We start from the raw sequence: 26,942 nt of genomic DNA on the forward strand, positions 1-26,942 counted from the left end.
AACATCCTTGAGGCTGCCGCTCTCAGGCCGTGACCCCAGCGGTTCGCGTCTGGTGGATTTCAATCAGCGAAGGACCGCCGCGTTTGCGTGCGTCCATCAGTGCCGCGCCCAGATCGCCCGCCTTCGACAGCCGCACCGCCGGTACGCCATAGGCGCTGGCGGCGAGCAGGAAATCCGGGGCGGATGGCTTTACGCCTTCCGGCGTGATCCCGGATTCAACCATGAAGCTCTCGATCTCCTGGTATCCGTCATTGTTCCAGACGGTGAAGATCACATTTGCGTTGATATCTGCCGCCGACCCAAGTTCGGCCAGCGAGAACTGGATTCCCCCATCGCCGACAAGGCAGATGACCGGGCTTTCCGGATCAGCCACAGCCGCACCGACAGCTGCTGGTGGCGCATAACCCAGCGCACCGAAACCGGTTGCTGAGTTGAACCAGCTCTTTGCCCGCGGCGCGTCGCAATAGAGATTGCCGGCGTAAACGGCCTGAGTGCTATCCCCAACGATCACCGCATCCGGCAAGGCTTGATAGATAGTGTCGATCACGGCAATTTCCGCCCGCATCTTTGCGGTCAGCTCGGCCATCGCTGCCTTGCGGGTTGCCGCTGCACGCTCTGCAGCCCGTGCCGCGGGTTTTGCGGTAAGGAATACAAGGATGCCGGATATCGCCGCCTTGGCGCCCGACAAAATGGAAAGCGCTGCATGTGGCCCGCGCGCGAGCTGTGCTGCGTCGATATCGGTGCGGATCAGATTTCCGAGGATCGGGAAGCCGCCATCCGCATACATATCGTAGTCGGTCTGTCCCATCTCGGTTCCGAGTGCGATCACCAGGTCGGCATCGGAAATCAGCGAGCGGACGGCCTTAAGGCTGGGGCTTGCCGGAACCCGGAGCGGATGACCAGCGAGCATGCCACGCGCATTGACGGTCATGACAACAGGCGCGCCGATGCGCTCAGCCAGCTCTCGAATTTCAGCTTCGGCCGTGATTGCGCCGCCGCCACAGAGAATGACCGGGCGTTGCGCATCGCCACAGAAAATGGCGGCTTTCTGCAGTGTTTCAGCATCAGCTCGCGGACGGGTCGCCGCCGCTTTGCGGAGTGGCGGCGTGCTGATGCGCGCCGTCATCACGTCGGTCGGGATTTCGATATGCACCGGCCCCGGCCTACCGGAGGTGAGGATGGCAAAGGCGCGCTCGACCACGGGACCAAGATCAGCGGGGTTGAGCAAGGTCTGCGAATAGAGCGCCAGCGTCTTGATCATGCCGTGCTGGTCAGGCAGTTCATGCAGCAGTCCACGGCCATGGCCGAGGGAATCGCGGCGGTTGACGCCTGATATCACCAGCATCGGGATCGAGTCCTGCCGCGCCTGCGCCATCGCTGTGATGGTATTCGTCAGTCCCGGCCCGGTGATGACCAGCGCCACACCTGGCTTGCCGCTGACCCGGGCGTAACCATCGGCCATGAAGCCAGCGCCCTGTTCGTGGCGCGGCGTCACATGGCGGATTTTTGAAGCCGCAAGGCCGCGATAGAGCTCGACCGTATGCACACCCGGAATGCCGAACACGACTTCGACGCCATTGGCCTCAAGCAGATCGACCAGCACTTCACCGACGGTTTTCAGTGCCTCGCTCATGCCCGGCGCTCCTTAGGCATCTGCAGCCGGATCGCCAGCTTGGTGATGCGCTGGCAGGCTTCCTGAATGACGGTATCCGGCACCGTCAAGCTAACGCGCACGAATGAGGTCGCCTCATTGCCGAACGAAGCACCCGGCATCACTGCGACATGCTCCTGCTCCAGAAGCATCCAGGCAAAGGCTTCACCCGTCAGGCCAGTGCCTGCCACGTCGATCAGGGTGAACATACCGGCTTCCGGCGGCAGCGGCACGATACCGGGCACATTCGACAGCCCCTCGACGATCAGGTCCGCCCGCGTCTTGTAGGACGCGCGCATAGCAGCGGACGTGCCGATTTCATGGGTCAGCGCATAGGCCGTCATGTCGGCGATGAAGGGCTGAACGCCGAAAAGCATGGTTTCGGATACCGGGAGCAAACGGCTGGCGAATTCAACGGGGCCGATCGCCCAGCCGCTGCGGAAACCGGGCGCGGCGTGCGACTTGGAAATCGACGATACGACGATGGTGCGTTCGGCAAGGTCCGGATCGTCAAAGGGTGAGGCGAACGGGCCGTTGAAGATCAGCTCCTCATAGACCTCGTCGCAGACGATCCAGAGATCATGCTTGCGGCAGATATCGCCGATCGCCTTGATCTCATCCGCGGTCAGCACGGCACCAGTCGGATTGTGCGGCGTGTTGAGCAGCAACACCCGGCATTTCGAGGTGATCGCCTTTTCAAGGTCGGCGGCCTGCATGTGAAAGCCATGCTCGGGCTTCAATGGCACGGTGACGCGATGAGCGCCGGTCGACTGGATGACCCCGTCATAGGTGGCATAGAGCGGATCGCCGACCAGCACACCGTCACCCGCCTCGACCAGGCCGAGCATGACCGCAAACAACGCGGTCTGCGTGCCCGGGAAGCAAAGCACGTTTTCCGCCGTCACATCCGCGCGGCGCTTGCCGTAGCGGGCGGTCAGCGCATTGACCACCGAGGGCTCTCCACGACCATTGGAATAGCGGTAACGTCCAGCATTCATCGCCCGCTGTGCTTCAGCCAGCAACGAGGCATCCGGCGGCATGTCGGGTTCACCAATCGTCAGCTGGATGACCTCCGTGCCGCTTGCCTGCATCTGCCGTGCGCGGATGTGCAGCGCCCATTTTTCCGATCCGAGATCGGCCAGACGGTCGGTGATCGATGAATAGCGCATAGGAGCCTCCTGCCCTCAGTCAAAATATTGCGGCATCCCTGCCAAACGGCAATCCCAACAGGGCCTCGCTCGACGACAATGCGATTGCCACAAGCTCGGCCTCTTCGAAAAGCTCGCCGGCAAGGCAGGCTTCCAGCCACAACCCGTCTATCATGCCATTGATGGCAATCGCATGGCGGCGGCAATCTGCCTCCTCCGACGGCCGACCTTTCGCCTTCAGGAAATCGCCGATCAAGCCCTGCAAATCATTGCGGAAACCGAGATAGCCTTCGCGGTGGATGGCGGCAAGCTCCGGATCCAGCCGGACCTGGCTGATGAACGACGCCCAGAGCGACAGGCTGCGGTCATTGGCAACCGGCGCCGTCAGGTTGAGCGTGATGAAACGCTTCAGCCGTGTTCCCGGATCGCCCGAAACATCGGATGCCTTGGCCGCAAATGTGGCGAGCACCGAGCGATAGGCCTCCTCCACCATCTGGTCCTTGGACGCGAAATAATGCCGTACGAGACCGGCGGTGACGCCGGCCCGGATGGCGATCTGGCGGACGGTCGCACCGCGCAGGCCAAGCTCGGCAATCGTATCGAGGGTTGCCTCGATCAACTCCTGCCGCCGCTCTCCCTCCGGTGCGCGATGGAACGTCCGGCGGCTCATGCGGCTCGCCGCAGGACCGGCCGGGTCAGGCAGGTCGGGCCGCCTTCGCAGGCGATACACAGCGCGTCAGCCTCGAAGGTCTCGACCTTGCAGCCCGCCGCTTCCATCGCCGCCTTGGTCTTGGGGAAACCGGCGACCATGATGACTTCGTTCGGCCGGACCGGCAGCACGTTGAGGCTCAAACCGTTGCTGGCATGAAACTCGTCGGCCGGCGCCTCGATCAGGGTGATGCCCCATTCTTTCAGGAGTTGGTAGAACGACGCCGGCAACAGCGGCGCGAACACCAGCGCCAGATCGCGCGACAGCGGGCTCATCACCGACATCAGGTGCAGGCAGGCTTCCTCGCCATGCCAGAGCGGCAGGTCGTAACCCAGCACGGTGATGCCGTGCGGAGCGAGCATTTCCGTCAGCTGGGAGATGCCCTCCTCGTTGGTGCGTACGCCGCGGCCGACAACAAGCGTTTCGGCATCGAGCCAGATGCAGTCGCCGCCCTCCACGGTTCCCGGTGAAACGATGCGGCCGAGGATCGGGATGCCGGCCGCCTTGTAGGCCGCTTCGTGCAGCGCTGTTTCCTTTTCGCGCAGCGGCTTTCCCATGCGCAGGAGGATAGCGCCATGATCGGACATCAGCGACGGATCATGTGTGAACATGGCATCGGCGAGACCATCGCCCTTGTCCTCCAGCCAGAGGATTTCTGCACCGGACTTTTCCACCAGCCGCGCAAATTCCGTATACTGGTGCACGGCCTTCTCGCCGTTAAAGGTGGGGCCATAGTGCCATTTCGCAGGATCGGCAGCGGCAAGGCTGGCGCCTGGCCGGCGCATCAGCACGCGTGTCAGATTGGCCGACATTTCCTGCGAACCATAAGCCGTCATCGTCTACTCCTGTTGGAAAATCATTCATCTGGCGGGGCTGCCAAAAAAGCAGCGTCGAAATTATTATACGGTTGAATAATTTCTGCACAAGTGCCACGATGCGCTTCATGGAACAGCGTGACAGGCAAAAATGCCGCACGACAGACTAAACAGGGGAACTGTTTTCATGCGTTCAGATTTGGCGACCTGTCTCGACAGGACAGACTTTTCATGACGAAACCAGCCCAGGCGATTGCGGTCACAAACCTCCACAAACGTTTCGGGCCGCTCGAAGTGCTCAAGGGCGTTTCACTGACTGCAAATGAAGGCGACGTCATCGCCATCATCGGCGGCAGCGGTTCGGGCAAATCGACCTTCCTGCGCTGTATCAACATGCTGGAACTGCCGACATCCGGTTCGGTCACGGTGCATGGCGAAACCATCGCCATGAAGAAAGACGGTCACGGCGGCCTGATGCCCGCGGACCGCAAACAGGTGCAGCGCCTGCGCACCCAGCTCGGCATGGTGTTCCAGAGTTTCAATCTCTGGCAGCACATGACCATCCTCCAGAACGTCATCGAAGTTCCGATCCATGTGCTCGGCAAATCCAAGGACGAGGCCACGGCCACCGGCGAAGCGCTTTTGCGGCGCGTCGGCCTGTTCGAGAAACGCGATGCCTATCCGGCCTTCCTTTCCGGCGGCCAGCAGCAGCGGGCGGCGATCGCCCGGGCCTTGGCGATCCAGCCGCTGGTTATGCTGTTCGACGAGCCGACTTCAGCGCTTGATCCGCAGCTCGTTGGTGAGGTGCTGACGGTCATCGGTGATCTTGCCAAGGAAAAGCGCACGATGATCCTGGTCACCCACGAGATGAAGTTTGCCCGCAACGTTGCCAACCACATCGTCTTCCTCGCCGATGGCGTCATCGACGAACAGGGAACGCCGGACGAAATCTTTGGAAATCCGAGGTCCGAACGCCTGAAGAAATTCATCAGCTCCATCCACTGAAACCACGAAAACCAAAAAAGGGAACAGCATGAAAAAGACGCTCAAAACCATCGCCTTGTCGCTCGCCCTGGGCATTGTTGCCGCCGGCGCCGTCGCCGCCGAACCCCTCAAGGTCGGCTTCGCGGCCGAGCCCTACCCGCCCTTCACCTCGCCGGATGCCTCGGGCAACTGGGAAGGCTGGGAAGTTGAATTCGAGAAGGCCATCTGCGCGGAAGCCAAGCTTGAATGCGTGATCACGCCGGTCGCCTGGGATGGCATCATTCCGGCGCTGACCTCGAAGAAGATCGACATGATCATCGGTTCGATGTCGATCACCGAGGAACGCCTGAAGACCATCGATTTCTCCGACAAGTACTACAACACTCCGACCGGCGTCATCGGCCCGAAGAGCGAGAGCTTCGAAGCCACACCTGAAGGTCTGAAAGGCAAGACGATCGGCGTTCAGGTTTCGACCATCCACCAGGTCTATGCCAACAAGTATTTCGGTGAAAACGGCGCGACCGTGAAGGAATATCAGACGCAGGACGAAGCCAACAACGACCTCGCCGCCGGCCGTCTCGACGCCGTCCAGGCCGACAGCATCGCGCTCGGCGCATTCCTGAAAAGCGATCAGGGCAAGGAATGCTGCGACCTGAAGGGCATGGTCAAGGATGATCCGGCCATTCTCGGTGCCGGTGTCGGCATCGGCATCCGCAAGGGTGAGGACGAGCTGAAGGCCAAGCTGAACGCCGCCATCAAGGCAATCCGCGCCAACGGCACCTACGACACGTTCTCCAAGAAGTATTTCGACTTCGACGTTTACGGGCAGTGATGCGGCCGACAGAGCGGCTCAACGCCCCTCATCCGGCCTATCGGCCACCTTCTCCCCGTTTGTACGGGGAGAAGGAACTTGCGGCAACTCCGTCATCCCCTCTCCCCGCCTGCGGGGAGAGGGTTAGGGTGAGGGGCAACCACCGAGGCAAAGACCAAGTTTCATGGCCGATCCTGTATCCTTCATAAACTGGAGCCTTCTGGCACTGGAACCGCCCGGCTGGGGTGGCGTGCTGTTGCGCGGCCTACTGAATTCCATCCAGATCGCCATCGGCGGATACGCGTTCGGGCTGCTGCTCGGCATCGGCGGTGCATGCGGCAAGCTTTATGGCGGCCCGATCACCCGCGACCTGATGGAATGTTACACGACGATCGTGCGCGCCGTGCCGGAACTGGTGCTGATCTTGCTTCTCTATTACGCAGGCACCGACGCCCTCAATTATGTGTTGAGCCTCGTCGGAATCGGTGAGGTCGATATCAGCGGGCTGGTCGCCGGCATTTTCGTCATCGGTGTGGTGCAAGGCGCCTATACGACCGAGGTGTTGCGCGGCGCGATCAAGGCCGTGCCAGCAGGCCAGATCGAGGCGGCGCGCGCCTACGGCATGTCACCCACCAAGGTGATGACGCGGGTGACCCTGCCTGCCATGCTGCCCTACGCCATTCCAGGGCTTTCCAACCTCTGGCTGATCGCCACCAAGGATACGGCTCTTCTTGCCGTCGTCGGTTTCTCCGAACTGACGCTGGTCACCCGTCAGGCGGCCGGGTCGACCAAGGCCTATCTGCTGTTCTTCTGCGCGGCCGGTGTGCTCTACCTGATCCTGACGCTTGTCTCCGACTTCTTCATCAAGATCATCGAGCGCCGGGCACGGCGCGGCTTCGTGGAGCAGTCATGACCGAGACGCCCACCACCGACGTCACCACCCATGCCATGGCGATCACGCCGGAAGACCTGCCGGCGGCAGACAGCTTCTTCAAGCCGCATCGCATCGTCCTGCTCGCTATCGCGGCCGGGTTGGTCTTCTGTATCGTCTGGTTCATGCGCTGGGACTGGATCCCGCAATATCTGCCGCGGCTCGCCAACGGAATTCTGGTGACGCTTGCCATGCTGTTCAGCACGGCGATCCTCGGCTTTCTTCTCGCCGTCCCGCTCGGCCTTGTGCAGGTCACCGGCCCCTGGCCGCTGAAGGCACTGGCGAAGGGTTTCTGCACGATCATTCGCGGCACGCCGCTGTTGCTGCAGCTCTGGCTTCTGTACTACGGGCTTGGTTCGCTGTTTCCGCAGTTTCCGGCGATCCGCCAGTCGTTCCTGTGGCCATACCTGCGCGAATCCTGGCCCTACGGTGTCGCGGCACTGACGATCTCGTTTGCGGCTTATGAAGGTGAAGTCATGCGCGGTGCCTTTGCCGGGGTTCCCGCGGGCGAAATCGAGGCGGCGCGCGCCTATGGCATGAGCCGCTGGACACTGTTTCGCCGCATCTGGCTACCGCGCGCCATCCACCGGGCGCTGCCGACACTCAACGGTGAAACGGTGCTACAGTTGAAGGCAACGCCGCTGGTTGCGACCATCACCGTCATCGACGTCTATGCCGTCATTTCCAAGGTGCGGCAGGATACTTATATCACCTACGAACCGCTTCTGCTGCTGGCATTGATCTACATGTGCCTGACGGGCATTCTTGTCTTCGCCTTCCGTTATCTTGAAAATCGCATACCAACCCGTGGTGCCTGACATGACCTTGAATGTGAACCTGACCAACGCGATGCCGGAACTGGTGGCCATCCGCCACGATCTGCATGCCCATCCCGAACTGGGGCTCGAGGAGGTCCGCACCTCCAATTTCGTCGCTACGTGCCTTGAAGGCCTTGGCTATACCGTGACGCGGGGCCTCGCAAAGACTGGCCTTGTGGCAACGCTGAAGAACGGCACCAGCAACCGTTCGATCGGTATTCGCGCTGACATGGACGCGCTGCCGATCCTTGAGGAAACCGGGCTCGACTACGCGTCGAAGACACCCGGCCTGATGCATGCCTGCGGCCATGACGGCCACACGACCATGCTGCTGGGCGCTGCCCGCGCCATCGCCGAGCGCAAGAATTTCGACGGCACCGTGCACCTCATCTTCCAACCGGCGGAAGAGAATTTCGGCGGCGCCAAGATCATGATCGACGAAGGCCTGTTCGACAAATTCCCCTGTGACGCCGTCTTTGCGCTCCACAACGAGCCCGGCCTGCCCTTCGGCCAGTTCGCTTTGCGGGAAGGCCCGATCATGGCTGCCGTCGATGAAGCGAAGATCACCGTTCACGGCCTTGGCGGACACGGTGCCGAACCGCAGGAAACCGCCGATCCGATCGTCTGCGGCGCATCGATCGTCATGGCGCTGCAATCGATCGTGTCGCGCAACATCCACCCGATGGACCCGACCGTTATCACCGTCGGGTCGTTCCACAGCGGCTCGGCCAGCAACATCATTCCGGAACGAGCCGAAATCGTCGTCGGTATCCGCTCGTTCGATCCGAAGGTGCGCGACGAACTGGAACGCCGCATCCGGCTGATCGCCGAAAATCAGGCGGCAAGCTATGGGATGACGGCAACGGTCGACTACAACCGCAGCTACGATGCCACGATCAACCACAAGGCTGAAACCGATTTCGTCCGCGATCTCGCCATACGCTTTGCCGGAGCAGACAAGGTTGTCGATCTCGAACGGGCCTTCATGGGCAGCGAAGACTTCGCCTATATGATCAAGGACCGGCCGGGCACCTATTTTTTCCTCGGCTCCAGCGTCACCGGAACTGAAAAATCGCTGCATCACCCCGGCTACAATTTCAACGACGATCTCCTTCCGATCGGCGCCGCCTTCTGGACCGAGCTGGCGGAAGCCTATCTCGCCCGGCCCTAACCGGTCCAAAAGAAAAAGCCGCAGGAAGGGACATTCCTGCGGCAAGTCGGGACAGTGTAAGCAGTCGATCGCCAAAAACGATCAGTCGAAAGATCGGGCCTGCACGCGACCGCAAAGATTTGACGGGTGGTGCAGGCCATCAGGATCGAAACCCGGCAAAGACACAGTTGGCATCGTGCAACGGGACCGTTCGGCAGGCTTCGTTCTTCGATACACCGACCATAGCCGCCAGGATTTTCAGGCCGCTTAAAACGACTGTTAAAATTTTACGGATGTCGCATTTCAGGACGACCACCCTCAAGCTCCCCGACAACGGATGAAGAATCTGCGGCCTGAATCTGGCCGATGCAACTATGCCGCAGGTGGGCGATTGTCGCAGTGTGACATCATGGTTGCAACGATGTCATTGATTTTTTGCGGCATTGAGCCAGACTATGATCGCAAGGGTTCGGCGCCATGCTCATCCGCCACGGCCGGGGACAAACCGTGGCGAACGGACAGGCCAAGAGACGGCGGCCAGACCCTCGAAAGGATTGTACCGTGTTCGAGAGTTTTGACGCGACATTGCTCGCCCGTATCCAGTTTGCCTTTACGGTGTCGTTTCACATCATCTTCCCAGCCTTCTCCATCGGCCTTGCGAGTTTCCTCTGCGTGCTCGAGGCGCTGTGGCTGTGGAAAAAGGATCAGGTCTACATGGACCTGTTCAACTTCTGGAAGACGATCTTCGCCGTCGCCTTCGGCATGGGTGTTGTTTCGGGTATCGTCATGTCCTACCAGTTCGGGACCAACTGGAGCGTCTTTTCGGACAAGGCCGGGCCGATCATCGGGCCGTTGATGGGTTATGAGGTACTGACCGCGTTCTTCCTCGAAGCTGGCTTCCTCGGCGTCATGCTGTTCGGCCTGCACCGGGTCGGACCGAAGCTGCATTTCCTCGCCACCTTCATGGTCGCCTTCGGCACGCTGATCTCGGCCACCTGGATCCTTGCCGTCAATTCCTGGATGCAGACGCCAGCCGGTTTCGGCATGAACGAGGCGGGGCAGTTCATTCCGCTCGACTGGTGGAAAGTGGTCTTCAACCCATCCTTCCCCTACCGGCTCGTGCACATGGTGCTGGCCGCCTACCTCACCACCGCCTTCGTCGTCGGCGGCGTCGGCGCTTGGCACCTCCTGAAGAACACCGCGCCGCGCCGCTCGCGCACCATGTTCTCGATGGCCATGTGGATGGCGACCATCGTCGCACCGATCCAGATCATGGCCGGCGACTTCCACGGCCTCAACACGCTGGAACACCAGCCGGTCAAGGTCATGGCGATGGAAGGGCATTTCGACAGCCATCCCAACGGCGCGCCGCTGATCCTGTTCGGTATCCCGAACACGGCGGAGAAGCGCATCGATTACGCGATCGAGATCCCGAAATTTTCGAGCCTCATCCTCAAGCATGACCTCAACGCGCCGCTTGCCGGTCTCGATACTATCCCGGACAATCTCGAGCCGCCGGTCGCTGTCGTCTTCTGGTCCTTCCGCGTCATGGTCGGCATCGGTTTCGCCATGCTCGGCATCGGGCTGTGGAGCCTGTGGTGTCGGTTCAGAGGTACGCTCGACAGCGCCGACTGGCTGCATCGGGCGGCCGTCCTGATGGGGCCTGCCGGTTTTGTCGCCGTGCTCGCCGGCTGGATCACCACCGAGGTTGGCCGCCAGCCCTATACGATCTATGGCCAGCTCCTGACGGCGGACTCGATCTCGCCGGTCGCAGCGCCTGCCGTCGCCGCCTCGCTGATCGCCTTCATCGTCGTCTATTTCTTCGTCTTCGGCTCCGGCACCTTCTATATCCTGCGGCTGATGAAGCGCCTGCCACGCGATCCGATGCCCGATCTTGACGACGGGCCGATCAGGACCTCGGGCATCATGCCAGGACCCGCGACCGGACATACCCATGGGAGCACACATCATGGCCATTGATCTTCCCTTCATCTGGGCTGCCATCATCGCCTTTGCGGTGCTCGCCTACGTCATCCTCGACGGCTTCGACCTCGGTATCGGCATCCTCTTCCCGTTCTTTCCGGAAAAACGCGACCGTGACGTGATGATGAATTCCGTCGCCCCGGTCTGGGACGGCAACGAGACCTGGCTGGTGCTCGGCGGCGGCGGGCTGATGGCGGTGTTTCCGCTGGCCTATTCCGTCATCCTGTCTGCTCTCTACGCGCCGATCATCGCCATGGTGCTGGGCCTCGTCTTCCGCGGTGTCGCCTTCGAATATCGCTGGCGCACCAAACGCGGCGAGTTCCTGTGGAACTGGGCCTTTGCCGGCGGGTCGATGGTTGCAGCCTTCGCGCAAGGCGTGGCACTCGGCGCCTTGGTGCAGGGTATCCCGGTGGCCGACCGTGCCTATACCGGCGCCTGGTGGGATTGGCTGACGCCGTTTTCCATCGCCACCGGTTTTGCCATCCTGATTGGCTACGCGCTTCTCGGCTCGACCTGGCTGGTGATGAAGACCACCGGCGAGTTGGCCGAGAAAGCCCGCAGGATCGCGTTGCGCACATGCTTTGCCACCGTCGCCGCCATGGGTATCGTCAGCCTGTGGACGCCGTTCCTCGAGCCGATCTACCTGGAGCGCTGGTTCAAATGGCCGACTGCGATCTTCAGCTTCATTGTGCCGGTGCTGGTGCTGGGTTGCTTTGCGCTGCTGCTCATGGGAATTCGCGGCAAGCGTGATGTCCAGCCGTTCCTGGCCGCACTGGGGCTTTTCGTGCTCGGCTTTGCCGGCATCGGGATCAGCTTCTATCCCTATATGGTACCGCCATCGGTGACCATCTGGGATGCGGCAGCGCCGGACTCGAGCCTGGCCTTCCTGTTGTGGGGGGCGGCCTTCCTCGTGCCGATCATCCTGATCTATAGCGGATATGCCTATTGGGTGTTCCGCGGCAAGATGGATCCGGAAGAGGGCTATCACTGATGCCGGACGAAAATAGCGTTTCGAAAAAGCTCCTGTGGTTCGTCGGCCTGTGGTTTCTGGGCGTTCTGACCGTCACCATCATCGGCTTTGCCATCAAACTCTCGCTCGGCGCATAACGCGCCGTGCATCCTGCCTCTCCATGCAAAGCTTCGCTCAAGTTTCCTGCGTTATCCCTAAACCACACGTCAGCAGGCAATGGCTTCCGCCGAGAGACAGGACCGCACCCTCCTCTTCGCAGAAGGTACTTGTCTGCTGATGTGACCATTTTCCGGATTGGTCACGGCAGTGATGGTCCGGCAAGGACCGCTGACGTCACGAGGCAAGCCATGACCAAACTCTCGATCTGCATTCCCGTGGAAACCGCCACGCAGGATGTGCTGCCGCTGGTGACGCTGCTGCTGGAAAAACCCAGCGAGAATTTCGAGATCGTTATCGCAAAACCGGCAGATGTCGCGCTCCCAGGCGCCATTGCCGAACTTGCCGCCGACAGTGCGCCGATCGTGATTGCCGATGTCGCCGCAGGCTCAACCCGCCAGCATCTCTGGCGCCACGCCGTCTCGGCCACCAAAGGCGATTGGGTGACATTGGTCAATCCTGGCGACGTCATCGAAAGCGACCTCGCAACCATGGTCGCCTTCCTTGAAACGACGTCGCCCAATGTCGATGCGCTCGCATGGAATGCCTTTCAGATCGATCGCCATGCTGAGCCCGGCAACGCGAGCTCGGTCGCCATTCCGGCCAGCTACCACATCGAAAAACTCGACAAGACCATCATGCTGAAGGCTTTTTTCTACTGGGAAAACAGCCTCAACAGCCCGAAAATGCCGTTCGGCCTCTATCATGCGGCGATCCGCAGGTCGCTTCTGGATGCACTGTTGCAATTACCGGAGCTGCAGGACTGGTCGACGCCGGTACCGCAATATGAATGGGCGGCCAAGGTTCTTTTGTTTGCCAATGAACTGGCCTTCTGCGCCAGACCGATGTCGGCCATCAACCTCGTCCCATTTAGCGCTGAGCCGCCGCTTCATCCCTGGAATTTCCCCTTCCATTCCGGCCTAGGTATCGCCGGAGCAGTGGCGGAGGTGCAGTTTCATGTACTGCGCGAGCTTGATACGCCTTGGTCCGGCGGCGGCGAAGCCTTTGTGCGTGCGCTGATGATCGACTGCATGATGGAAACCAGCCGCGAGGCCTACAAGAACAAGGGCAACGCCTATTTCGCTGCGCTGAAAGAGTTCGAGGGCGGCCATCTCGCGCCGTTTTTCCGTCCCGAATTCCACGAGGTACGGCAAAAGGATCACCGGCGTGGCTTGCATGACGGTGTACTGCTGATCGATCGTTTCGTTGCTGGCGCACGCGACGCCACGGAATTCTATACGACAGTCAGACTGATGATGGCGCCGGTCGAGCTGATCTGTGGAGGCGCCCTTTACAGCAAGGACACCAAGGCCGCATGAACCCGACCGTGTCGAGAATCTCCTATACCAGGCCCTCGATTACCGAGCTAGAAGTTGCCTACGCCGCCGACGCCGCCACCAATGGTTGGGGGGACCGCTGCTACGACTACATCATTCGTTTCGAGGACGGTTTTCGCCAACACCTTGGCGTCAGCCATGCGATCGCCACATCGAGCTGCACCGGCGCGATGCACATGGGCCTGGCAGCCCTTGGCATCGGGCAAGGCGCCGAGGTAATTCTCGCCGATACCAACTGGATTGCCACGGCGGCCCCGATCGTCCATCTCGGCGCCACGCCGGTCTTCGTCGATATCCTCCCTGACAGCTGGTGCATCGACCCGACCGAAGTCGAGCGCCACATCACGCCAAAGACCAAAGCGATCATCGCCACCCATATCTACGGCAATCTTTGTGACATGGACCGGCTTCTCGATATCGGCCACCGTCACGGTATTCCGGTCATCGAAGATGCGGCCGAAGCGATCGGTTCCGAATGGCACGGCCGCCGCGCCGGATCGATGGGTACGTTCGGAACCTTCTCCTTCCACGGCACCAAGACACTGACGACGGGTGAAGGCGGCATGTTCGTCACCAGCGACGACGCCCTGTTCGAAAAGGTACTGACGCTCAGCAATCACGGCCGCGCCCGCTACCAGAAAAAGCAGTTCTGGCCGGATGATATAGGCTTCAAGTACAAGATGTCGAACATCCAGGCGGCACTCGGCTGTGCTCAGCTTGAACGCGTCGATGGCCTGATCGCCCGCAAGCGCGAGATTTTGGCCAGTTATGCCGAAAAATTGAATGCCTTTCAGGGCATCAGCCTCAACCCTGAAAACACCGGCACCATCAACGGTGCCTGGATGCCCACCGCCGTCTTCGACCGCGACATCTGTATCACCCGCGAAATGCTACAGCAGGCTTTCAGCGCCGCCAATATCGACGCGCGCGTGTTCTTCCATCCGCTGACCAGCCTGCCAATGTTTCAGGAGCAGCGCAGCAACCAGCATGCCTGGGATATCCCGGAACGGGCCATCAATCTACCGAGTTATCATGACATGACCGAAGGCGAGATCGGACGAGTAACCGATGTCATCGTCAGCCTCATCCACAGCCGGGCAGCCGGCGAACCACCCCTGGCGAAATCCGCTTGAAACATCGGCGCATCACCCGCCGCCGGCCACACGGCCCCAGACAGCCGTCTTGAATGACAAAGGTACCGCATTCCATGACAACCAAAGACGATCGCCAGGAATTTGAAGCGCACAAGCAGGAGATGTGCCTGGCGCTTGGCAAGGATACGCAACTCTTCAAGCAGTCGCTCGATACGATGATTGCGCTGGATACCTACGATTACTCCTATCTCTGGAGCTGGATGGGCGTACCGATTATCCAGCTGCCGGCCGATATCATGGCGACGCAGGAGATCATCTGGAACACCCGGCCCGACATCATCATCGAAACCGGCGTCGCGCGCGGCGGCTCGATGATCTTCATGGCCTCTCTGCTGGCGATGACCGGCAATGACAAGGGCAAGGTGATCGGCGTCGATATCGACATCCGCGCCCATAACCGCGACGCGATCGAGACCCATCCGATGGCGAGCCGTATCGCGCTTATCGAAGGCGGCTCCGTCGACGGCAGCACCCTGCAGGCCGTCCGTGATCTCATCCCTGACGGTGCAAGGGTCATGGTGGTTCTCGACAGCGACCATTCCTACGACCACGTGCTGGCCGAATGCCGCGCCTATGGTCCCCTTGTGACGCCCGGTTGCTATCTGGTGGTCGCCGATACGGCCGTTGGGCATGTGGAAGAAGAACAGTCTCCGAAAAAACGCTCGAAATCCTGGTTCCGAGGCAACGATCCTTTGACTGCCGTCAACGACTATCTCCAGGAAAACGACCGCTTCCAGGCCGATCCAGTGATCAACGGGAAGCTCGTGTTGGCATCGTCTCCGGGCGGATACTGCATCCGTCTACCCGACGCCGCCTGACACGCAGTCTTCATTGCTCAAGGCCTGCGTTCTGTTGGTGCAGAACGCAGGCCTTTGCATGCCTGTATCGTAAATTTGGGGCAAGGGGAATGGCCAGGATCCTCGCCATCCGCCGCAATCAGACGGCGAGCGTAATCCTGTCGATCCTGCCGCCGATCTGTGCGCCGATGTAAAGGTTTTCGTAGAATCTCGCCTCGAACCCTGCTTCCTTCATGTGGAATGCAGTCTCATCGATGTCGTACTCGACCCGGCGCAACTCTATATGTCCATCCTCGAACGTCGCAAACGCAGCGCGCGGATCACCATCACGCGGCTGCCCGACGGCGCCAGGATTGCAGAACGTCTTGCCGTTCACGTCGAGCAGAACCTGTACATGGGTATGCCCGGCAAAGAACGTCTCGGCCTCCACGGGAATATCCGTCTCGGCAATAGCATAAAGATACTGATCGACCGGGTCCTGCCAGCCTCCGTGGATGAAATAGATCGCCCCGTCGATGATGTAGGAACGCGACTGCGCGAGCCAAGCGATTTGCTCCGGCGAAATGATGCCGCGCTGGTACTCGGTAATGTCGGAGACCAGTTTCGAGCGCGGGCAGCCCTCGCCGCTGACAATGTAATGATCATGATTGCCGAGGATATTGACGACGCCTCGATCGCGCAGCAGGTCAACGCATTCGCCGGGTTGAGCATAATATCCAACGACATCACCAAGCGAGATGACCGTTTCGCAGCCAAGTGTATCTATCTTTTCCAGCACCGCTTTCAGCGCTGGAAGATTACCGTGAACGTCCGAAATGATCGCGATCATGTCACCACAAGATCTTCATAGTAACGCCAGCCACGTCCCAGGCGGATCTCGGGCAGCGGCGGTCTCTTACCCCACAGATAATATTCAACCGACATGGCAGCCTCGTTATACCCGAAAGCTGCCCGCAGCGACGTGCTACTGGAAAAACGCGGATTGATCTCCAGAAGATAAGGCGTCTCGCCGTCCATGCGGAACTGGTAGTTCGTCGGCCCGACCGGTTTGAAGATTGCTGCAAGCCGGGTCACTGCCTCAGCAAGGACAGGGTGATCGACAACCTCGGCATACTGGGTATTGCCGGCAACCGACAGCTTTCGCTTAAAGATGATCGGCATCAGCGCCGTGCCGTCGCCAAATCCGAAAGCACCGACGGTAAATTCCTGCTCATCACTCCCGATGAATTTCTGGATCAGGAATGCGTCCCTGCTCTTGCCGCTCCAGTAGTTAAAGTCGTCCTCGTCGCGCAGAAGCGCGATACCGCGCGAACCGTTGCCCTGTCGAGGTTTGAGGAGGAGCGGCAGGCCGAGATCCCGGACACATTCTGCCCAGCCAGCGCCGAGCAATGCCGGAATGACGGATAGTCCGAGCCGCTGCAGTTCCAGTCCGAAATCCCACTTGTCCTGCGCCAGTTCGATAACGTCGGGGTCGTTAAGCACGATGCGGGCATTCATATTCGCAAATGCTGCCCGGTTTCGGCTGAAGAACAGGACATCGAGTTCCAGCCCGGGCAGGACAAGATCGACGCCTTCATCTGCCAGCAGAGTTTTCCAGAAGTCGAGATATGTGTCTGAGCTCTCATCAGCTACTGGCTTGGCAAAGAACACGTCGCACCAATAAGGCCCGATACCGTGGGGATCGCGGTCCACACCGATGATTCGCATCGGAAGCCCCGACAAACGCAGTGAGCGAATGATCCCCTGTCCGATCAGCGCACCGACCGCTGTCACCACGACGGCGATCGTGTCGCCGGGCTTTTTCACTGCGCTGTTTGGCATATCCCGACCTGGCTGATCATGTTCATTGAGGCCGGGCTTCCATCAGAAGCGCCACACAGAGATCAGGGAAATCGATCCCAACGCGCAGCATAGCATCGAGATTTTCCTGGAAATCGGGGAGTGTCTTCAGGACGCCAAGTGGCAAGGGTTTAAGGTAGATGCCTTCCTCTAAGCTGACGGAGTAGCCGCGGCTCTGCACTTCATGCTTGAGCGTATCCCGGCAATATTGCCTTTTATGGCCGAAAGCATGATCATTGGCATTCAGACTGTAGATGTCGTCGATCTTGCCAAGCTCGACGCCGAGCCGCCGGTTCATTGATTTGGCGTTCGGAACGGCCACGAAGATGCGTCCGCCCGGCTTCAGAAACCTCTTGAAGCGCTCCAAAAGCATGCCCGGATCATCCACGTGCTCGAGAATGAACCCCATGATGATGACGTCAAACCGCTCTTCTGTTTCAAACTCTTCGAAATAGGAAAAAACGACTTCGCCGGCAAAATCCGGGCTTTTCGCCTTGAACTGATCAATGACGAACTGCGACCCTTCGATGATGACGTGGCGATCGCAGGCCGCGTTGAAAAGGCCGGGTGTAAAACCATGGCCGATCCCTAGCTCGAGGATGGAGCCGACCGAACCGAACCGCCGGATGATGCGTTCGGGATACCAGTTGAGGATAAGATCGTTTTCGATCGCCGTTGCGGCATCCGGGCGATACTCGGTTGCAACAGCATCGAGATTTTCTGTTTTCATTGCATAAATTCCTTCCAACCGACTGTTCCTGACTGAATCACGGTGACGCCCTGCGGGCCACGATTGGCCACGAGATCCAAAGCGGTGACGTAAGGTGTGAAGTCGCCGTGCAATTGCGGATAGGGCGTGCGCTGATAATGCATGTATTCGACTGAGATGCCTCTCTCCTCGAAAAGTTCATGATTGAGATATTTCCGTGCACCGTGCCCTGTGACGTAGATGTTTCCGCCAAGATAGTCGACTATATCGCAGACCCTCTCGCTGCTTGCGCCTGGAATCGGGAGCGTGTCCGAAGAGAGAAACCTCGGCCTGTCCAGTCCGAAATAGACGGAAAGCTCCATCATCGACCGGCGCGAAACATCCGCCACCGTTGCCGCTTCGTCGGCAAAGACGCGATCCACAAGGTTGAGCATCTCGTCGCGAAAAGGCGCCTTGCGATAGGCCTGGCGCAGCATTTCGCGATGCTTGGAACGCCAATCGATCCGGTCGTCGAGCATCACCTCATCAATCCGTTGACCAAGATGATAATCGCGCAGCGGCAGCGTCATCCAGCCAATGCCGTTGATCCCCTTGACCTGAACACGATTGCTGAAGCTTCCTTTGGAATATTGCACATCATCATAATGAACAAAGACATCCGCCAGGCGGATTTGCTCCAGCAGACCCACCCAGGGAAAGTACATCGACTGTGAAATAACGATGGTACGGTTCATGACCCGTTCAAACATTGTGCATATGTTGTTGCATTGGTACACCGTCATAGGCTGCAGCAACCAAGGTAATCAGGCAGCCCGCAAACGAGTCCCGACGCCTTTCTTGAGGCTGTCTACGACATCGCCTCAAGCCGCCCTAAAACGCTCCTGCGATTTAAACGTGAGTTCGTGCTGTGGTGCGATTAGCTGCTCTACCAGTTGATACAATTCCGCTGGGGTCTGGACGCCACCAATATCCTCATCGATCACGAGACTATCGTTGGTGACCCCCGAGAACAGTTTAGCGTCGCTTACCGGGATGTAATCTACCGGGACAAAGTCCGGTAGATATTTTCCGCCCTTCCAACGGCTGAAAACGGCTCTATACCCTTCCGCGACGGCTTCATAAGCCGCGAAATCATCCATCATGCCGCAACTGATCCCACAAGCTTTAGCAAAATTGGTTTCCCATCCTGGGATCGGCTTATAGCCGTAAGTGGTCAGGAACCAATTCTGGGTTTGGGCTATACAAGCGGCGAGACCGAGAGATGATGGAAATGGGAACGTCTTCATATGCGGATCATCATCGATGTTCCTGCCAACCTCGCTCATAAACAGTGCATGCCGCTCCTTGGCATCGACCACCTGTCCTATTTTCGCGGAGTTGCTTTCGACGCAGGCGCCCAGCACCGAGAACGGCCGTTCCGAGTAGAAAAAATGTTCCGCCGTTACGAGAACCTTGCAGACGTTGTCGAAATCGACGGTCGGATACTCGCAATATTTCCCTCCGAAGCGGGCCTTGATCTTGTTCATGACCTGCATGGAGACAGCACCGTGATAGAAGCCGAAGGCCATGTTCGGCGTCCCCGCCTCCCCTTTCCAGGAGAAAAATTCCCGATACAGGGCGGAGCGCGGAATTTTGTGAACTTCGGTTTTCAAGGGAATGGTAACATTGCACCGCTTCGCCCGGTTATCCGGCCAATTGTAACTCAGCCGGTTCCAGACGAAGACATCGACGCTGGAATGCTGGGCCTGTGTTCTGGCAATCAGGTCCACAACATTTACGTCCACATGGTCATCGTCACCGATCATGCAGATGAATTCGCCAGTCGCCATCTCGACGCAACGGTCCCAGTTTTCGACCATGGAGAGGACACGGCCCACAGAGGACAGGTACTTTACCCGCGGATCTCCCGCAATTTCCTCCATGAAACCGTTCATGATCGAGACGTCATCAGAATTATCGGCGAAAATGTACTCGACATCCGTGCGCATATTCACCAGCAGACTTCTGATCGTTTCCTGGAAATATCGCTGGCGGTTACGCGAAGGTACACAAATCGTCAGTTTCGGCTGGGCGAACATGAAATTTCTCCGTTTGCCGTACATTAGCGGCAACGCCTTTCGCGAAGCTTGCCCGCGACCCTTTGGCCACCTGTCGGGTTTTCGGCTTTTCAGGAGTGGGATGGCTTGATAAGCAGCGTCACATGCGGCCTTGCGATACAGCAACGCCGTGAAAGACACTCGGAGACCCGCATGCAGAAACGTCCGGCAGACTGCGCCTCGATGACAGAGATTCGCGTCGAGATCGATCGGATTGACCGGGCCTTGATCGCACTTTTTCAAGAGCGCTGGGGCTATATCGGCCGCGCTGCGGAGATCAAGAAGCCGGCAGGGCTCAAGGCCGACATCCCCTCACGCGTCGACGAAGTCCGGCTGAACGCGCGCCGCAATGCCGAGCAGGCAGGGCTTGATCCGGACTTCTACGAGAACCTCTGGGCGCGCCTGATCCAGCATTCGATCGAACATGAGTTGGTTATCCTCGGGGAAAGCGGGAAATAGCCGCAAACCGGCGTTCAGCCGATCTTGATGCTGGCCGTATCCGCCTTCTTGGCCGGTGCATCGTCCGCGACATCCGGCAGAGCGGCGATGACACCCTCAGCTACGGATGCACCGTCAGCGTCGGCACCGCCGTTACGAACTTGCCACCCCAATCGCTGATATACGAAAGTTGCTGTTTGATTTCGGCCTGAAGATTCCATGGCAGTATTACCACTCTTTCCGGTTTTTCGGCTTTGAGAAACTCTTCCGTGACAACCGGGATGCGGCTGCCAGGGAGAAGCAGACCCTGCTTGGCGGGGTTCCTGTCTACGACAAAGGACAGGAGATCGGGTTTGACACCGGCAAAGTTGATCAGTGTGTTGCCCTTGGCCGCAGCGCCATAGGCCGCGACTTTCAACCCCTGGCGGCGGCTCTCGATCAGGAAGGTCAGGCAACCGTCACGCACGGTTTGCGCCGCTTCCTGGAAATCCGTGTAGAAGCGATCATCCAACATGCCGGCAGCCTGCTCTTCAGCGAGCATCGTTGCCACCGAGCTTGCGGCTGGATGTCTTCCGGTATCGCTGCGCTGCGCGAACACGCGCAGGCTACCACCATGCCAGGGCGTCGTCTCCACATCGAAGACGGACAGACCGTTAGCTTCAAACACGCGGCTGACCGATGTCAGCGACAGATAGGAATAGTGTTCGTGATAGGCGGTATCGAACTGCGCCTCTCGCACCATGTTGAGCAGATGTGGAAATTCGAAGGTCGCGACGCCGTTCTCCTTCAGCAGACGGGCGAAACCGGCAACGAAATCGTTGATGTCGGGCACGTGCGCCAGAACATTGTTGGCTGCGGTCAAATCGGCCGAACGGCCTTCGGCTGCAAGCCTTTCGCCGAGTTCAGAGCCGAAAAATTCTTCGACGATCTCGATACCCTTCGCCCGCGCCGCCTTCGCCGTGCTGGCCGTCGGCTCGATGCCGAGGCAACCGATGCCGCGTTCCCTCGCATATTGCAGCAGATAGCCGTCATTGGCGGCAACCTCGACGATATGGGAGGCTTCGGTGAGGCCGAAGCGAGCCTGCATGTCGGCGACATAACGCTTGGCGTGATCGAGCCAGGAGGTCGAAAACGAGCTGAAATAGGCATAACTCGAGGAGAAGAACGTTTCGCGATCGGCAAAATCCTCGGTCTGCACTAGGCGGCATTCCTGGCAGCAGCGGATGACCAGCGGATACCAGAACTCCGGCAGGTGCCGCTCATTGGCATTGACGTAGGAATTGGAGGGTGGCGCGGTCCCCAGATCGAGGAAGGGCACCATATGCGTCGATCCGCAGTGACGGCATTTCATACGGCTACTCCACGATAGTCCGGCGACAGCAGCGGATGCGCCGCATCGCGCGGCGACAGATTGATGACCGGCAGCGGCCAGTCGATGTTGAGCGCCGGATCCTGCGGATGGAAGCCGGCTTCCGCATCGGCGGCATAGGGCCGCGAATGGGCATAGATCATCCGTACGTCATCGGTCAGGGCCTGGAAGCCGTGGGCAAAACCCTTCGGAATCAGCAGCGAGCAGGCATTGTCTTCCGACAGTTCGACGACGAAATGCTGAAGAAAGGTTGGCGAGTGCGTCCGGATGTCAACGGCGACGTCGAGAACGCGGCCACGGGTGCAGGTAACGAGCTTGATCTCCGCATGCGGCGGGCGCTGGAAGTGCATGCCGCGAACCGTGCCTTTGTAGAGCGTACCGGTCTCATTCAGCTGTGCGATGTGCCCTTGCCAACCAAAGGCCGCGAGGTCTTCTTCGCAAAACAGCCGCGACAGGAAGCCCCGGTCATCCGAAAGGGTTTTGCGGCTGATGACGGAAAGCCCCTGAAGAGGCGTTGCGTGCGCCGTGAACCGCGCACTCATCCGGCCGCCCGTAAAAGTTCGTTCTTCGTGGCAAGCCCGGCAAAATCGCGGATATCGCCGAGGCAGAGATCAAGAGCCGCTTGGCCCTGCCCTTGCGCCCGATACCACTCCATCGTCCGTTTGACGGTTTCCGTCAGGCGCCAGCGCGGCTGGTAGCCGAGATCGGCGCGCGCCTTGGCGCTGTCGAGCACCAGATAGCCCGCTTCGTGCGGCCCGTCTGTTCCATCGCCAAGCATCATTGCACCGCCACCGAAGTGACGCTCGGCCATCCTGAGGACAGCACCCACAGATGCTGCCTCACCGTGATCCGGGCCAAAATTGTAGCTCTCGATTCCATCCGGCATCTGCCATAGGCGCTCAGCCAATCCCATGTAGCCGCCGAGCGGCTCCAGCACGTGTTGCCAGGGGCGCACGGCACGCGGACGGCGCACCTGCAATGTCTCGCCCCCTTGCCAGGCCCGCACAGCATCCGGGATCAGCCGGTCTTCCGCCCAGTCGCCACCGCCGATGACATTGCCGGCGCGCGCCGTGGCAAGACCGATCTTGCGGGCTGCAAAAAACGAAGAGCGATAGCTTGCCGCGACGATTTCAGCTGCCGCCTTGCTGGCGCTATAGGGATCGTGGCCGCCGAGTGGATCGCTCTCCATGAAGGCAAGGCCCGTCTCGGCATTGTGGTAGACTTTGTCGGTGGTTACCACGACGATCGAGCGCACACCCTCCGAGACGCGCAGGGCATCGAGCAGATTGGCAGTGCCGATGACGTTGACGTCATAGGTCTCGACCGGATTGCGATAACCGGCGCGCACCAGAGCCTGCGCCGCCAGATGGAAAACGATCTGCGGCTTGGTCTTCAGCACATGATGCGTCACCGCATCGCGGTCGCGGATATCGATGATGCCGGGGCCATCCATACTGCCGCCAAGCAAAAGGTGCAGCGAAGGGTCGGTCTGCGGCGCCAGCGAGAGGCCCGAAACCTCGGCGCCCAGTTCGCGCAGCCACAGCGTCAGCCAGCTGCCCTTGAAGCCCGTATGTCCGGTGACAAGCACCCGTTTTCCGCGCCAGAAGTCATGTGTCATCGTCATCACCAGATTTTCCAGGGTGGGGCACCGCTTTGCCACAGGCTTTCAAGATGGTTCTTGTCACGCAGCGTATCCATCGGCTGCCAGAAGCCTTCATGGAAATACGCCTGCAGCTCGCCGTCCTTGGCCAGCCCCACCAATGGGTCCCCTTCCCAGCTTGAATGATCCGCGTCGATCCTGCCGATGACGCGGGGTGAAAGCACAAAGAAGCCACCGTTGATGAAGCCGCCCTCGCCTTCCGGTTTTTCAATGAAGCCCTGAACCTCGGTGCCTTCCAGCTGCAACGCGCCATAGCGCGCCGGCGGGCGCACGGCGGTCACGGTCGCCTGCTTGCCGTGGCTCTTGTGGAAAGCAATGGTCTTGCCGATATCGATATTGCCGACACCGTCGCCATAGGTGAAGCAGAAGGCCTCTTCGTCCCTGAGGTAAGGTGCAACGCGCCTCAGGCGGCCGCCGGTCATCGAGTTTTCACCGGTATCGACCAGCGTGACGCGCCAGTTTTCAGCGCTTTGGCGATGAAATTCGATCGAGTTCTGCGACAGATCGAAGGTAATGTCCGACATGTGCAGGCCATAATTGGCGAAATATTCCTTGATTACATAGCCCTTGAAACCGCAGCAGATGATGAAATCACGCACGCCGTGAGCGTAGTAGAGCTTCATGATGTGCCAGAGGATCGGCCGCCCGCCGATCTCGATCATCGGCTTTGGCTTCAGATGGGTTTCTTCGGCGATGCGCGACCCAAGGCCGCCGGCAAGAATAACTGCTTTCATCCGCTCCTCCCCGTTAGAAGTTCAGACGAGCGCAGACAATGTCCGCGATGGCCTGGCGAGAGGGAGCAGGATTGCGGTTGGCCGGTGATGGAGCAGAACCGGAGCCACGCGGTGCCTTCGACAGCAGAGCCTCAAGCCTTGCGGTTGGAGGTTTTTTAAAGCGCGGAAATTCCATCATGCTCGAGGTCCAATCAGTCCATTCTGACCGGTAACCTAGAGGGTGAAACTGTCGTCAAACTGGAGAGGCCGCCCGGCTTTGCGGCTGGCGGCCCGAGGTTTGCGTCCTAAAACATGGAAGCGTCTGTATTCTTAGGTATTCTTAGAAGGAATTTTTCCGCATCAGATGCAATTCCCAATCCAGCGCACTGCGGATGATACCGTTAAGATCATCATATTGCGGTACCCAGCCGAGTTCCTGCTTGGCCAGGGCCGGGTTGGCGACGATCATCGCCGGGTCGCCTGCGCGCCGTTCCGAGAAGGTGACAGCAAAGTCCGCACCATGCACCTTGCGCACGGCATCCAGCACCTCAAGCACCGAGAACCCGTGACCATACCCGCAATTGGCCGCCAGAGAACCGCCGCCGGCGCGCATGCGCTGCAAGGCTTTCAGATGCGCCTGAACCAAGTCCCAGACATGGATATAGTCGCGCACACAGGTGCCGTCCGGGGTTGGATAATCCGTGCCGAAGACGCTCATCGAGGAGCGCTTGCCGAGCGCGGTGGCGCAGGCAACCTTGATCAGATGCGTGGCAAGTTCGGAGGATTGTCCACTCCGGCCTTTCGGATCAGCACCGGCGACGTTGAAGTAGCGCAAGGCCGTATAGGTAAACGTATGTGCGGCAGCCGTATCGCGCAGCATGATCTCGGTCATCAGCTTCGATGAGCCGTAGGGCGATTCCGGCTTGAGATTGACGCTCTCCGTCACCGGCTCCAACACGTCGGGCGTGCCATAGACCGCCGCCGTCGAAGAAAACACGAAATAAGGGATACCGGCTTCGACCGCGCTGGCGATCATGCTGCGGGATTTGACCGTGTTGTTTTCGTAATAGCCGAGCGGATCGGCGACCGATTCCGGCACGACGATCGAGCCGGCGAAATGAATGATGGAATCGATGTCATTCTCGGCAAAAATCTGCCGCATCAGGGCCGCGTCGGCGATATCACCTTCGTAGAAACGGGCTTCCGGCGCGATCGCCCAACGAAAACCGGTCGACAGACGGTCGATGACAACGACCCCTTCGCCGGCGTCCAGCAACGCCCAGACCATATGGCTGCCAATATAACCGCCGCCGCCCGTTACCAATACCGCCATTGCCTGCTCCTGCGCTGTTCAAGTGAGCGGGATAAAACCCGTTCACGGCGCGATTCACAAGGGTTATGTGCAGGAACAGGCGGCCAAAACAGGATCAGAGCGCGGCGATGTAACCCGCCAGCCGTTCGGCCGCGATGGCGATCTGCTTGGGGTCGCGCAGGAAACAAGCGCGCATGAACAGCGATCCACCCTCGCCGAACGCGGTTCCGGGTGCGAGGCCAACCCCGGTCTTGTCGACGATATCGAGAGCTGCGCGCCGTGCATCGGTCACGCCGTCGATCTTCAAAAAAGCATAGATAGCGCCGTCCGGCTTCAGCGTCTGCACCCGGTTGGTGGCGATCAGCGCATCGCAGAGCAGATCGCGCGACCGGGCAGCCTTGGCAACATTTTCCGCAACGAACGCATCGCCTTGATCAAGCGCCACGACGGCGCCCTGCTGAATGAACTGCGCCACGCCAGATGTCGAATATTGAATGAGATTTTCCAGCACCTGGCCGATCGCAGGCGGTGCCACGATCCACCCGGCCCGCCAGCCGGTCATCGACCAGTTCTTGGAGAAGGAATTGACGAACAGGATACGCTCGCCTTCCTCCATCACATCGAGGAAGGACGGGGCACGATCGCCGTTGTAGGAATAAAGAGCATAAATCTCATCAGCCATGATCCACAGGCCGTGCTTGCGTGCCAGCGCCAGGATGGCTTTCAGATCATCATGCGTGGCCGTCCAGCCGGTGGGATTGGAGGGCGTATTGACGAACAGCGCCCGCGTCTTTTCGGTAATCGCCGCCTCGAGCTTACCGATATCGAGCTGCCATTTTCCGTCTTCGAAACTGAGCGGCACGGCAATCGGGCGAACGCCGGACAGTTCGGCACTGGCGGCAAAATTCGGCCAGGCCGGAGTGAGAAATACCATTTCGTCGCCCGGCGAGGTCACGGCCTCGATGGCAAGCTTGATGGCCTGCATGCCCGAACCGGTCACGTAGAAATTGTCAGACGACAACGTCTTGCCGAAATGGCGCTGATAGTAGCGCGACAGGGCTTCGCGCAACGGCGGAATACCGCGCTGCCAGGTGTAAAAGGTTTCGCCGGCTTTCAGCGAATCCTGCGCCGCCTGCGAAATGAAATCCGGTGTCGGCAAGTCCCCCTCGCCGACCCAGAGCGGAATAAGCCCCTCGCGACCGCGCGCATAATTCACCAGTTCAACGATGCCGCTTTCCGGCGCGGAAAGGGATCGGGGGCTGAGGCTGGCAAGTATGGTCATCGGCGGGCTCCTGTTTGCCCGCCGCTTCTAGCTGTTTTTCAGATCACGATCACGCGATATTCAGTGACGGATTTATCGATTCTGGTGATGTATCGAAGCCCACCTGAAAA

At 59.6% G+C, this 26,942-nt stretch carries 26 protein-coding genes; 11 read left to right on the top strand and 15 right to left on the bottom strand.

The features are described 5' to 3' along the window. Positions 1 to 22 precede the first annotated feature (22 nt). From ASD36_RS04400 to ASD36_RS04415, 4 genes are read right to left on the bottom strand one after another with little or no spacing between them, the layout of a single operon-like run. Positions 23 to 1,633 (bottom strand): 5-guanidino-2-oxopentanoate decarboxylase, encoded by a 1,611-nt coding sequence (locus tag ASD36_RS04400; protein ID WP_060500509.1) that lies wholly within the window; start codon positions 1,631 to 1,633, stop codon positions 23 to 25. Continuing rightward, complete coding sequence (locus ASD36_RS04405; protein ID WP_060500511.1) at positions 1,630 to 2,820, bottom strand: pyridoxal phosphate-dependent aminotransferase; 1,191 nt, start codon at positions 2,818 to 2,820, stop codon at positions 1,630 to 1,632. Before ASD36_RS04405 ends, ASD36_RS04400 begins: the two co-directional genes overlap by 4 nt. 19 nt (positions 2,821 to 2,839) lie before the next feature. Next, entirely contained in the window at positions 2,840 to 3,469 is a 630-nt protein-coding gene (locus ASD36_RS04410) for a TetR family transcriptional regulator C-terminal domain-containing protein (RefSeq protein WP_060500513.1), read from the bottom strand. Next, positions 3,466 to 4,344, bottom strand: a complete 879-nt coding sequence (locus tag ASD36_RS04415) for an arginine deiminase family protein (protein ID WP_060500515.1) — start codon at positions 4,342 to 4,344, stop codon at positions 3,466 to 3,468. The genes ASD36_RS04410 and ASD36_RS04415 overlap by 4 nt, the downstream gene beginning before the upstream one ends. A gap of 210 nt (positions 4,345 to 4,554) precedes the next feature. Here ASD36_RS04415 and ASD36_RS04420 point away from each other — a divergent pair, with 210 nt between their 5' ends. The 10 genes from ASD36_RS04420 (at position 4,555) to ASD36_RS04465 (ending at position 15,435) form a co-directional block, all read left to right on the top strand. Continuing rightward, positions 4,555 to 5,328 carry an ATP-binding cassette domain-containing protein gene (locus ASD36_RS04420; RefSeq protein ID WP_060500517.1) on the top strand — a complete coding sequence of 258 codons (774 nt, stop codon included), beginning with the start codon at positions 4,555 to 4,557 and terminating at the stop codon, positions 5,326 to 5,328. A 28-nt stretch (positions 5,329 to 5,356) separates the two neighbouring features. Next, positions 5,357 to 6,139, top strand: coding sequence for a transporter substrate-binding domain-containing protein (locus ASD36_RS04425; protein ID WP_060500518.1), 783 nt, complete (start codon positions 5,357 to 5,359; stop codon positions 6,137 to 6,139). A 163-nt stretch (positions 6,140 to 6,302) separates the two neighbouring features. Next, positions 6,303 to 7,031: an ABC transporter permease gene (locus ASD36_RS04430; RefSeq protein ID WP_060500520.1), complete on the top strand. Its 729-nt coding sequence runs from the start codon at positions 6,303 to 6,305 to the stop codon at positions 7,029 to 7,031. After that, on the top strand, positions 7,028 to 7,867 hold the full coding sequence (locus ASD36_RS04435) for an ABC transporter permease (RefSeq protein WP_112834483.1): 840 nt from the start codon (positions 7,028 to 7,030) through the stop codon (positions 7,865 to 7,867). The genes ASD36_RS04430 and ASD36_RS04435 overlap by 4 nt, the downstream gene beginning before the upstream one ends. A gap of 1 nt (position 7,868) precedes the next feature. Then, positions 7,869 to 9,038 (top strand): M20 aminoacylase family protein, encoded by a 1,170-nt coding sequence (locus ASD36_RS04440; protein WP_060500521.1) that lies wholly within the window; start codon positions 7,869 to 7,871, stop codon positions 9,036 to 9,038. Between the two features lie 540 nt (positions 9,039 to 9,578). Beyond that, complete coding sequence (locus ASD36_RS04445) at positions 9,579 to 10,997, top strand: cytochrome ubiquinol oxidase subunit I (RefSeq protein WP_060500523.1); 1,419 nt, start codon at positions 9,579 to 9,581, stop codon at positions 10,995 to 10,997. Then, a complete protein-coding gene (gene cydB, locus ASD36_RS04450; RefSeq protein WP_060500528.1) occupies positions 10,987 to 11,991 on the top strand; it encodes a cytochrome d ubiquinol oxidase subunit II in 1,005 nt (334 codons plus the stop codon). The genes ASD36_RS04445 and cydB overlap by 11 nt, the downstream gene beginning before the upstream one ends. 326 nt (positions 11,992 to 12,317) lie before the next feature. Next, positions 12,318 to 13,445: a hypothetical protein gene (locus ASD36_RS04455; RefSeq protein ID WP_060500530.1), complete on the top strand. Its 1,128-nt coding sequence runs from the start codon at positions 12,318 to 12,320 to the stop codon at positions 13,443 to 13,445. After that, positions 13,442 to 14,596 (top strand): DegT/DnrJ/EryC1/StrS family aminotransferase, encoded by a 1,155-nt coding sequence (locus ASD36_RS04460; protein ID WP_060500531.1) that lies wholly within the window; start codon positions 13,442 to 13,444, stop codon positions 14,594 to 14,596. The genes ASD36_RS04455 and ASD36_RS04460 overlap by 4 nt, the downstream gene beginning before the upstream one ends. Positions 14,597 to 14,670: 74 nt before the next feature. Continuing rightward, on the top strand, positions 14,671 to 15,435 hold the full coding sequence (locus tag ASD36_RS04465) for a CmcI family methyltransferase (protein ID WP_060500532.1): 765 nt from the start codon (positions 14,671 to 14,673) through the stop codon (positions 15,433 to 15,435). Positions 15,436 to 15,553: 118 nt separating this feature from the next. Here the strand turns inward: ASD36_RS04465 and ASD36_RS04470 are convergent, their stop codons facing one another. The 5 genes from ASD36_RS04470 to ASD36_RS04490 form a co-directional block, all read right to left on the bottom strand. Then, positions 15,554 to 16,243: a metallophosphoesterase family protein gene (locus ASD36_RS04470; protein ID WP_060500533.1), complete on the bottom strand. Its 690-nt coding sequence runs from the start codon at positions 16,241 to 16,243 to the stop codon at positions 15,554 to 15,556. Beyond that, the gene (locus ASD36_RS04475; protein ID WP_060500535.1) at positions 16,240 to 17,235 is read right to left on the bottom strand and encodes an ATP-grasp domain-containing protein; all 996 of its coding nucleotides are present in this window, start codon (positions 17,233 to 17,235) and stop codon (positions 16,240 to 16,242) included. Before ASD36_RS04475 ends, ASD36_RS04470 begins: the two co-directional genes overlap by 4 nt. Before the next feature lie 22 nt (positions 17,236 to 17,257). Beyond that, on the bottom strand, positions 17,258 to 17,983 hold the full coding sequence (locus ASD36_RS04480) for a class I SAM-dependent methyltransferase (protein WP_060500537.1): 726 nt from the start codon (positions 17,981 to 17,983) through the stop codon (positions 17,258 to 17,260). Continuing rightward, entirely contained in the window at positions 17,980 to 18,696 is a 717-nt protein-coding gene (locus ASD36_RS04485; protein WP_060501362.1) for a WbqC family protein, read from the bottom strand. Before ASD36_RS04485 ends, ASD36_RS04480 begins: the two co-directional genes overlap by 4 nt. Positions 18,697 to 18,822: 126 nt before the next feature. Continuing rightward, positions 18,823 to 20,040 (bottom strand): glycosyltransferase, encoded by a 1,218-nt coding sequence (locus ASD36_RS04490; protein WP_060508763.1) that lies wholly within the window; start codon positions 20,038 to 20,040, stop codon positions 18,823 to 18,825. 171 nt (positions 20,041 to 20,211) lie between these two features. Here ASD36_RS04490 and ASD36_RS04495 point away from each other — a divergent pair, with 171 nt between their 5' ends. Next, the gene (locus ASD36_RS04495; RefSeq protein WP_060500541.1) at positions 20,212 to 20,517 is read left to right on the top strand and encodes a chorismate mutase family protein; all 306 of its coding nucleotides are present in this window, start codon (positions 20,212 to 20,214) and stop codon (positions 20,515 to 20,517) included. A gap of 100 nt (positions 20,518 to 20,617) precedes the next feature. On the opposite strand, the gene ASD36_RS04500 is transcribed toward ASD36_RS04495, so the two are convergent. The 6 genes from ASD36_RS04500 to ASD36_RS04525 form a co-directional block, all read right to left on the bottom strand. Next, a complete protein-coding gene (locus ASD36_RS04500; protein WP_060500542.1) occupies positions 20,618 to 21,847 on the bottom strand; it encodes a class I SAM-dependent methyltransferase in 1,230 nt (409 codons plus the stop codon). Continuing rightward, entirely contained in the window at positions 21,844 to 22,407 is a 564-nt protein-coding gene (rfbC, locus tag ASD36_RS04505) for a dTDP-4-dehydrorhamnose 3,5-epimerase (protein WP_060500543.1), read from the bottom strand. The genes ASD36_RS04500 and rfbC overlap by 4 nt, the downstream gene beginning before the upstream one ends. Then, positions 22,404 to 23,489 carry a CDP-glucose 4,6-dehydratase gene (rfbG, locus tag ASD36_RS04510; RefSeq protein ID WP_060500544.1) on the bottom strand — a complete coding sequence of 362 codons (1,086 nt, stop codon included), beginning with the start codon at positions 23,487 to 23,489 and terminating at the stop codon, positions 22,404 to 22,406. The genes rfbC and rfbG overlap by 4 nt, the downstream gene beginning before the upstream one ends. Continuing rightward, positions 23,489 to 24,259, bottom strand: coding sequence for a glucose-1-phosphate cytidylyltransferase (gene rfbF / locus ASD36_RS04515; protein WP_060500545.1), 771 nt, complete (start codon positions 24,257 to 24,259; stop codon positions 23,489 to 23,491). The genes rfbG and rfbF overlap by 1 nt, the downstream gene beginning before the upstream one ends. A gap of 319 nt (positions 24,260 to 24,578) precedes the next feature. After that, complete coding sequence (galE, locus tag ASD36_RS04520; RefSeq protein ID WP_060500546.1) at positions 24,579 to 25,571, bottom strand: UDP-glucose 4-epimerase GalE; 993 nt, start codon at positions 25,569 to 25,571, stop codon at positions 24,579 to 24,581. 94 nt (positions 25,572 to 25,665) lie between these two features. Further along, positions 25,666 to 26,832 (bottom strand): pyridoxal phosphate-dependent aminotransferase, encoded by a 1,167-nt coding sequence (locus ASD36_RS04525; protein WP_060500547.1) that lies wholly within the window; start codon positions 26,830 to 26,832, stop codon positions 25,666 to 25,668. Between the last annotated feature and the right edge of the window lie 110 nt (positions 26,833 to 26,942).

The sequence above is a fragment of the Rhizobium sp. Root1334 genome (assembly GCF_001426665.1).
In the GTDB taxonomy this organism is placed as follows: Bacteria; Pseudomonadota; Alphaproteobacteria; order Rhizobiales; family Rhizobiaceae; genus Pararhizobium.

Coding starts and splice junctions, on each gene's coding strand:
- rfbF (WP_060500545.1), bottom strand. CDS start 24,259: ATGAAAGCAGTTATTCTTGCCGGCGGCCTTGGGTCGCGCATCGCCGAA.
- ASD36_RS04500 (WP_060500542.1), bottom strand. CDS start 21,847: ATGAAATGCCGTCACTGCGGATCGACGCATATGGTGCCCTTCCTCGAT.
- ASD36_RS04490 (WP_060508763.1), bottom strand. CDS start 20,040: ATGTTCGCCCAGCCGAAACTGACGATTTGTGTACCTTCGCGTAACCGC.
- ASD36_RS04430 (WP_060500520.1), top strand. CDS start 6,303: ATGGCCGATCCTGTATCCTTCATAAACTGGAGCCTTCTGGCACTGGAA.
- ASD36_RS04460 (WP_060500531.1), top strand. CDS start 13,442: ATGAACCCGACCGTGTCGAGAATCTCCTATACCAGGCCCTCGATTACC.
- ASD36_RS04495 (WP_060500541.1), top strand. CDS start 20,212: ATGCAGAAACGTCCGGCAGACTGCGCCTCGATGACAGAGATTCGCGTC.
- ASD36_RS04415 (WP_060500515.1), bottom strand. CDS start 4,344: ATGACGGCTTATGGTTCGCAGGAAATGTCGGCCAATCTGACACGCGTG.
- galE (WP_060500546.1), bottom strand. CDS start 25,571: ATGGCGGTATTGGTAACGGGCGGCGGCGGTTATATTGGCAGCCATATG.
- rfbG (WP_060500544.1), bottom strand. CDS start 23,489: ATGACGATGACACATGACTTCTGGCGCGGAAAACGGGTGCTTGTCACC.
- ASD36_RS04485 (WP_060501362.1), bottom strand. CDS start 18,696: ATGAACCGTACCATCGTTATTTCACAGTCGATGTACTTTCCCTGGGTG.
- ASD36_RS04465 (WP_060500532.1), top strand. CDS start 14,671: ATGACAACCAAAGACGATCGCCAGGAATTTGAAGCGCACAAGCAGGAG.
- ASD36_RS04435 (WP_112834483.1), top strand. CDS start 7,028: ATGACCGAGACGCCCACCACCGACGTCACCACCCATGCCATGGCGATC.
- ASD36_RS04480 (WP_060500537.1), bottom strand. CDS start 17,983: ATGAAAACAGAAAATCTCGATGCTGTTGCAACCGAGTATCGCCCGGAT.
- ASD36_RS04475 (WP_060500535.1), bottom strand. CDS start 17,235: ATGCCAAACAGCGCAGTGAAAAAGCCCGGCGACACGATCGCCGTCGTG.
- ASD36_RS04525 (WP_060500547.1), bottom strand. CDS start 26,832: ATGACCATACTTGCCAGCCTCAGCCCCCGATCCCTTTCCGCGCCGGAA.
- ASD36_RS04470 (WP_060500533.1), bottom strand. CDS start 16,243: ATGATCGCGATCATTTCGGACGTTCACGGTAATCTTCCAGCGCTGAAA.
- ASD36_RS04425 (WP_060500518.1), top strand. CDS start 5,357: ATGAAAAAGACGCTCAAAACCATCGCCTTGTCGCTCGCCCTGGGCATT.
- cydB (WP_060500528.1), top strand. CDS start 10,987: ATGGCCATTGATCTTCCCTTCATCTGGGCTGCCATCATCGCCTTTGCG.
- ASD36_RS04455 (WP_060500530.1), top strand. CDS start 12,318: ATGACCAAACTCTCGATCTGCATTCCCGTGGAAACCGCCACGCAGGAT.
- ASD36_RS04420 (WP_060500517.1), top strand. CDS start 4,555: ATGACGAAACCAGCCCAGGCGATTGCGGTCACAAACCTCCACAAACGT.
- ASD36_RS04400 (WP_060500509.1), bottom strand. CDS start 1,633: ATGAGCGAGGCACTGAAAACCGTCGGTGAAGTGCTGGTCGATCTGCTT.
- ASD36_RS04410 (WP_060500513.1), bottom strand. CDS start 3,469: ATGAGCCGCCGGACGTTCCATCGCGCACCGGAGGGAGAGCGGCGGCAG.
- ASD36_RS04405 (WP_060500511.1), bottom strand. CDS start 2,820: ATGCGCTATTCATCGATCACCGACCGTCTGGCCGATCTCGGATCGGAA.
- rfbC (WP_060500543.1), bottom strand. CDS start 22,407: ATGAGTGCGCGGTTCACGGCGCACGCAACGCCTCTTCAGGGGCTTTCC.
- ASD36_RS04440 (WP_060500521.1), top strand. CDS start 7,869: ATGACCTTGAATGTGAACCTGACCAACGCGATGCCGGAACTGGTGGCC.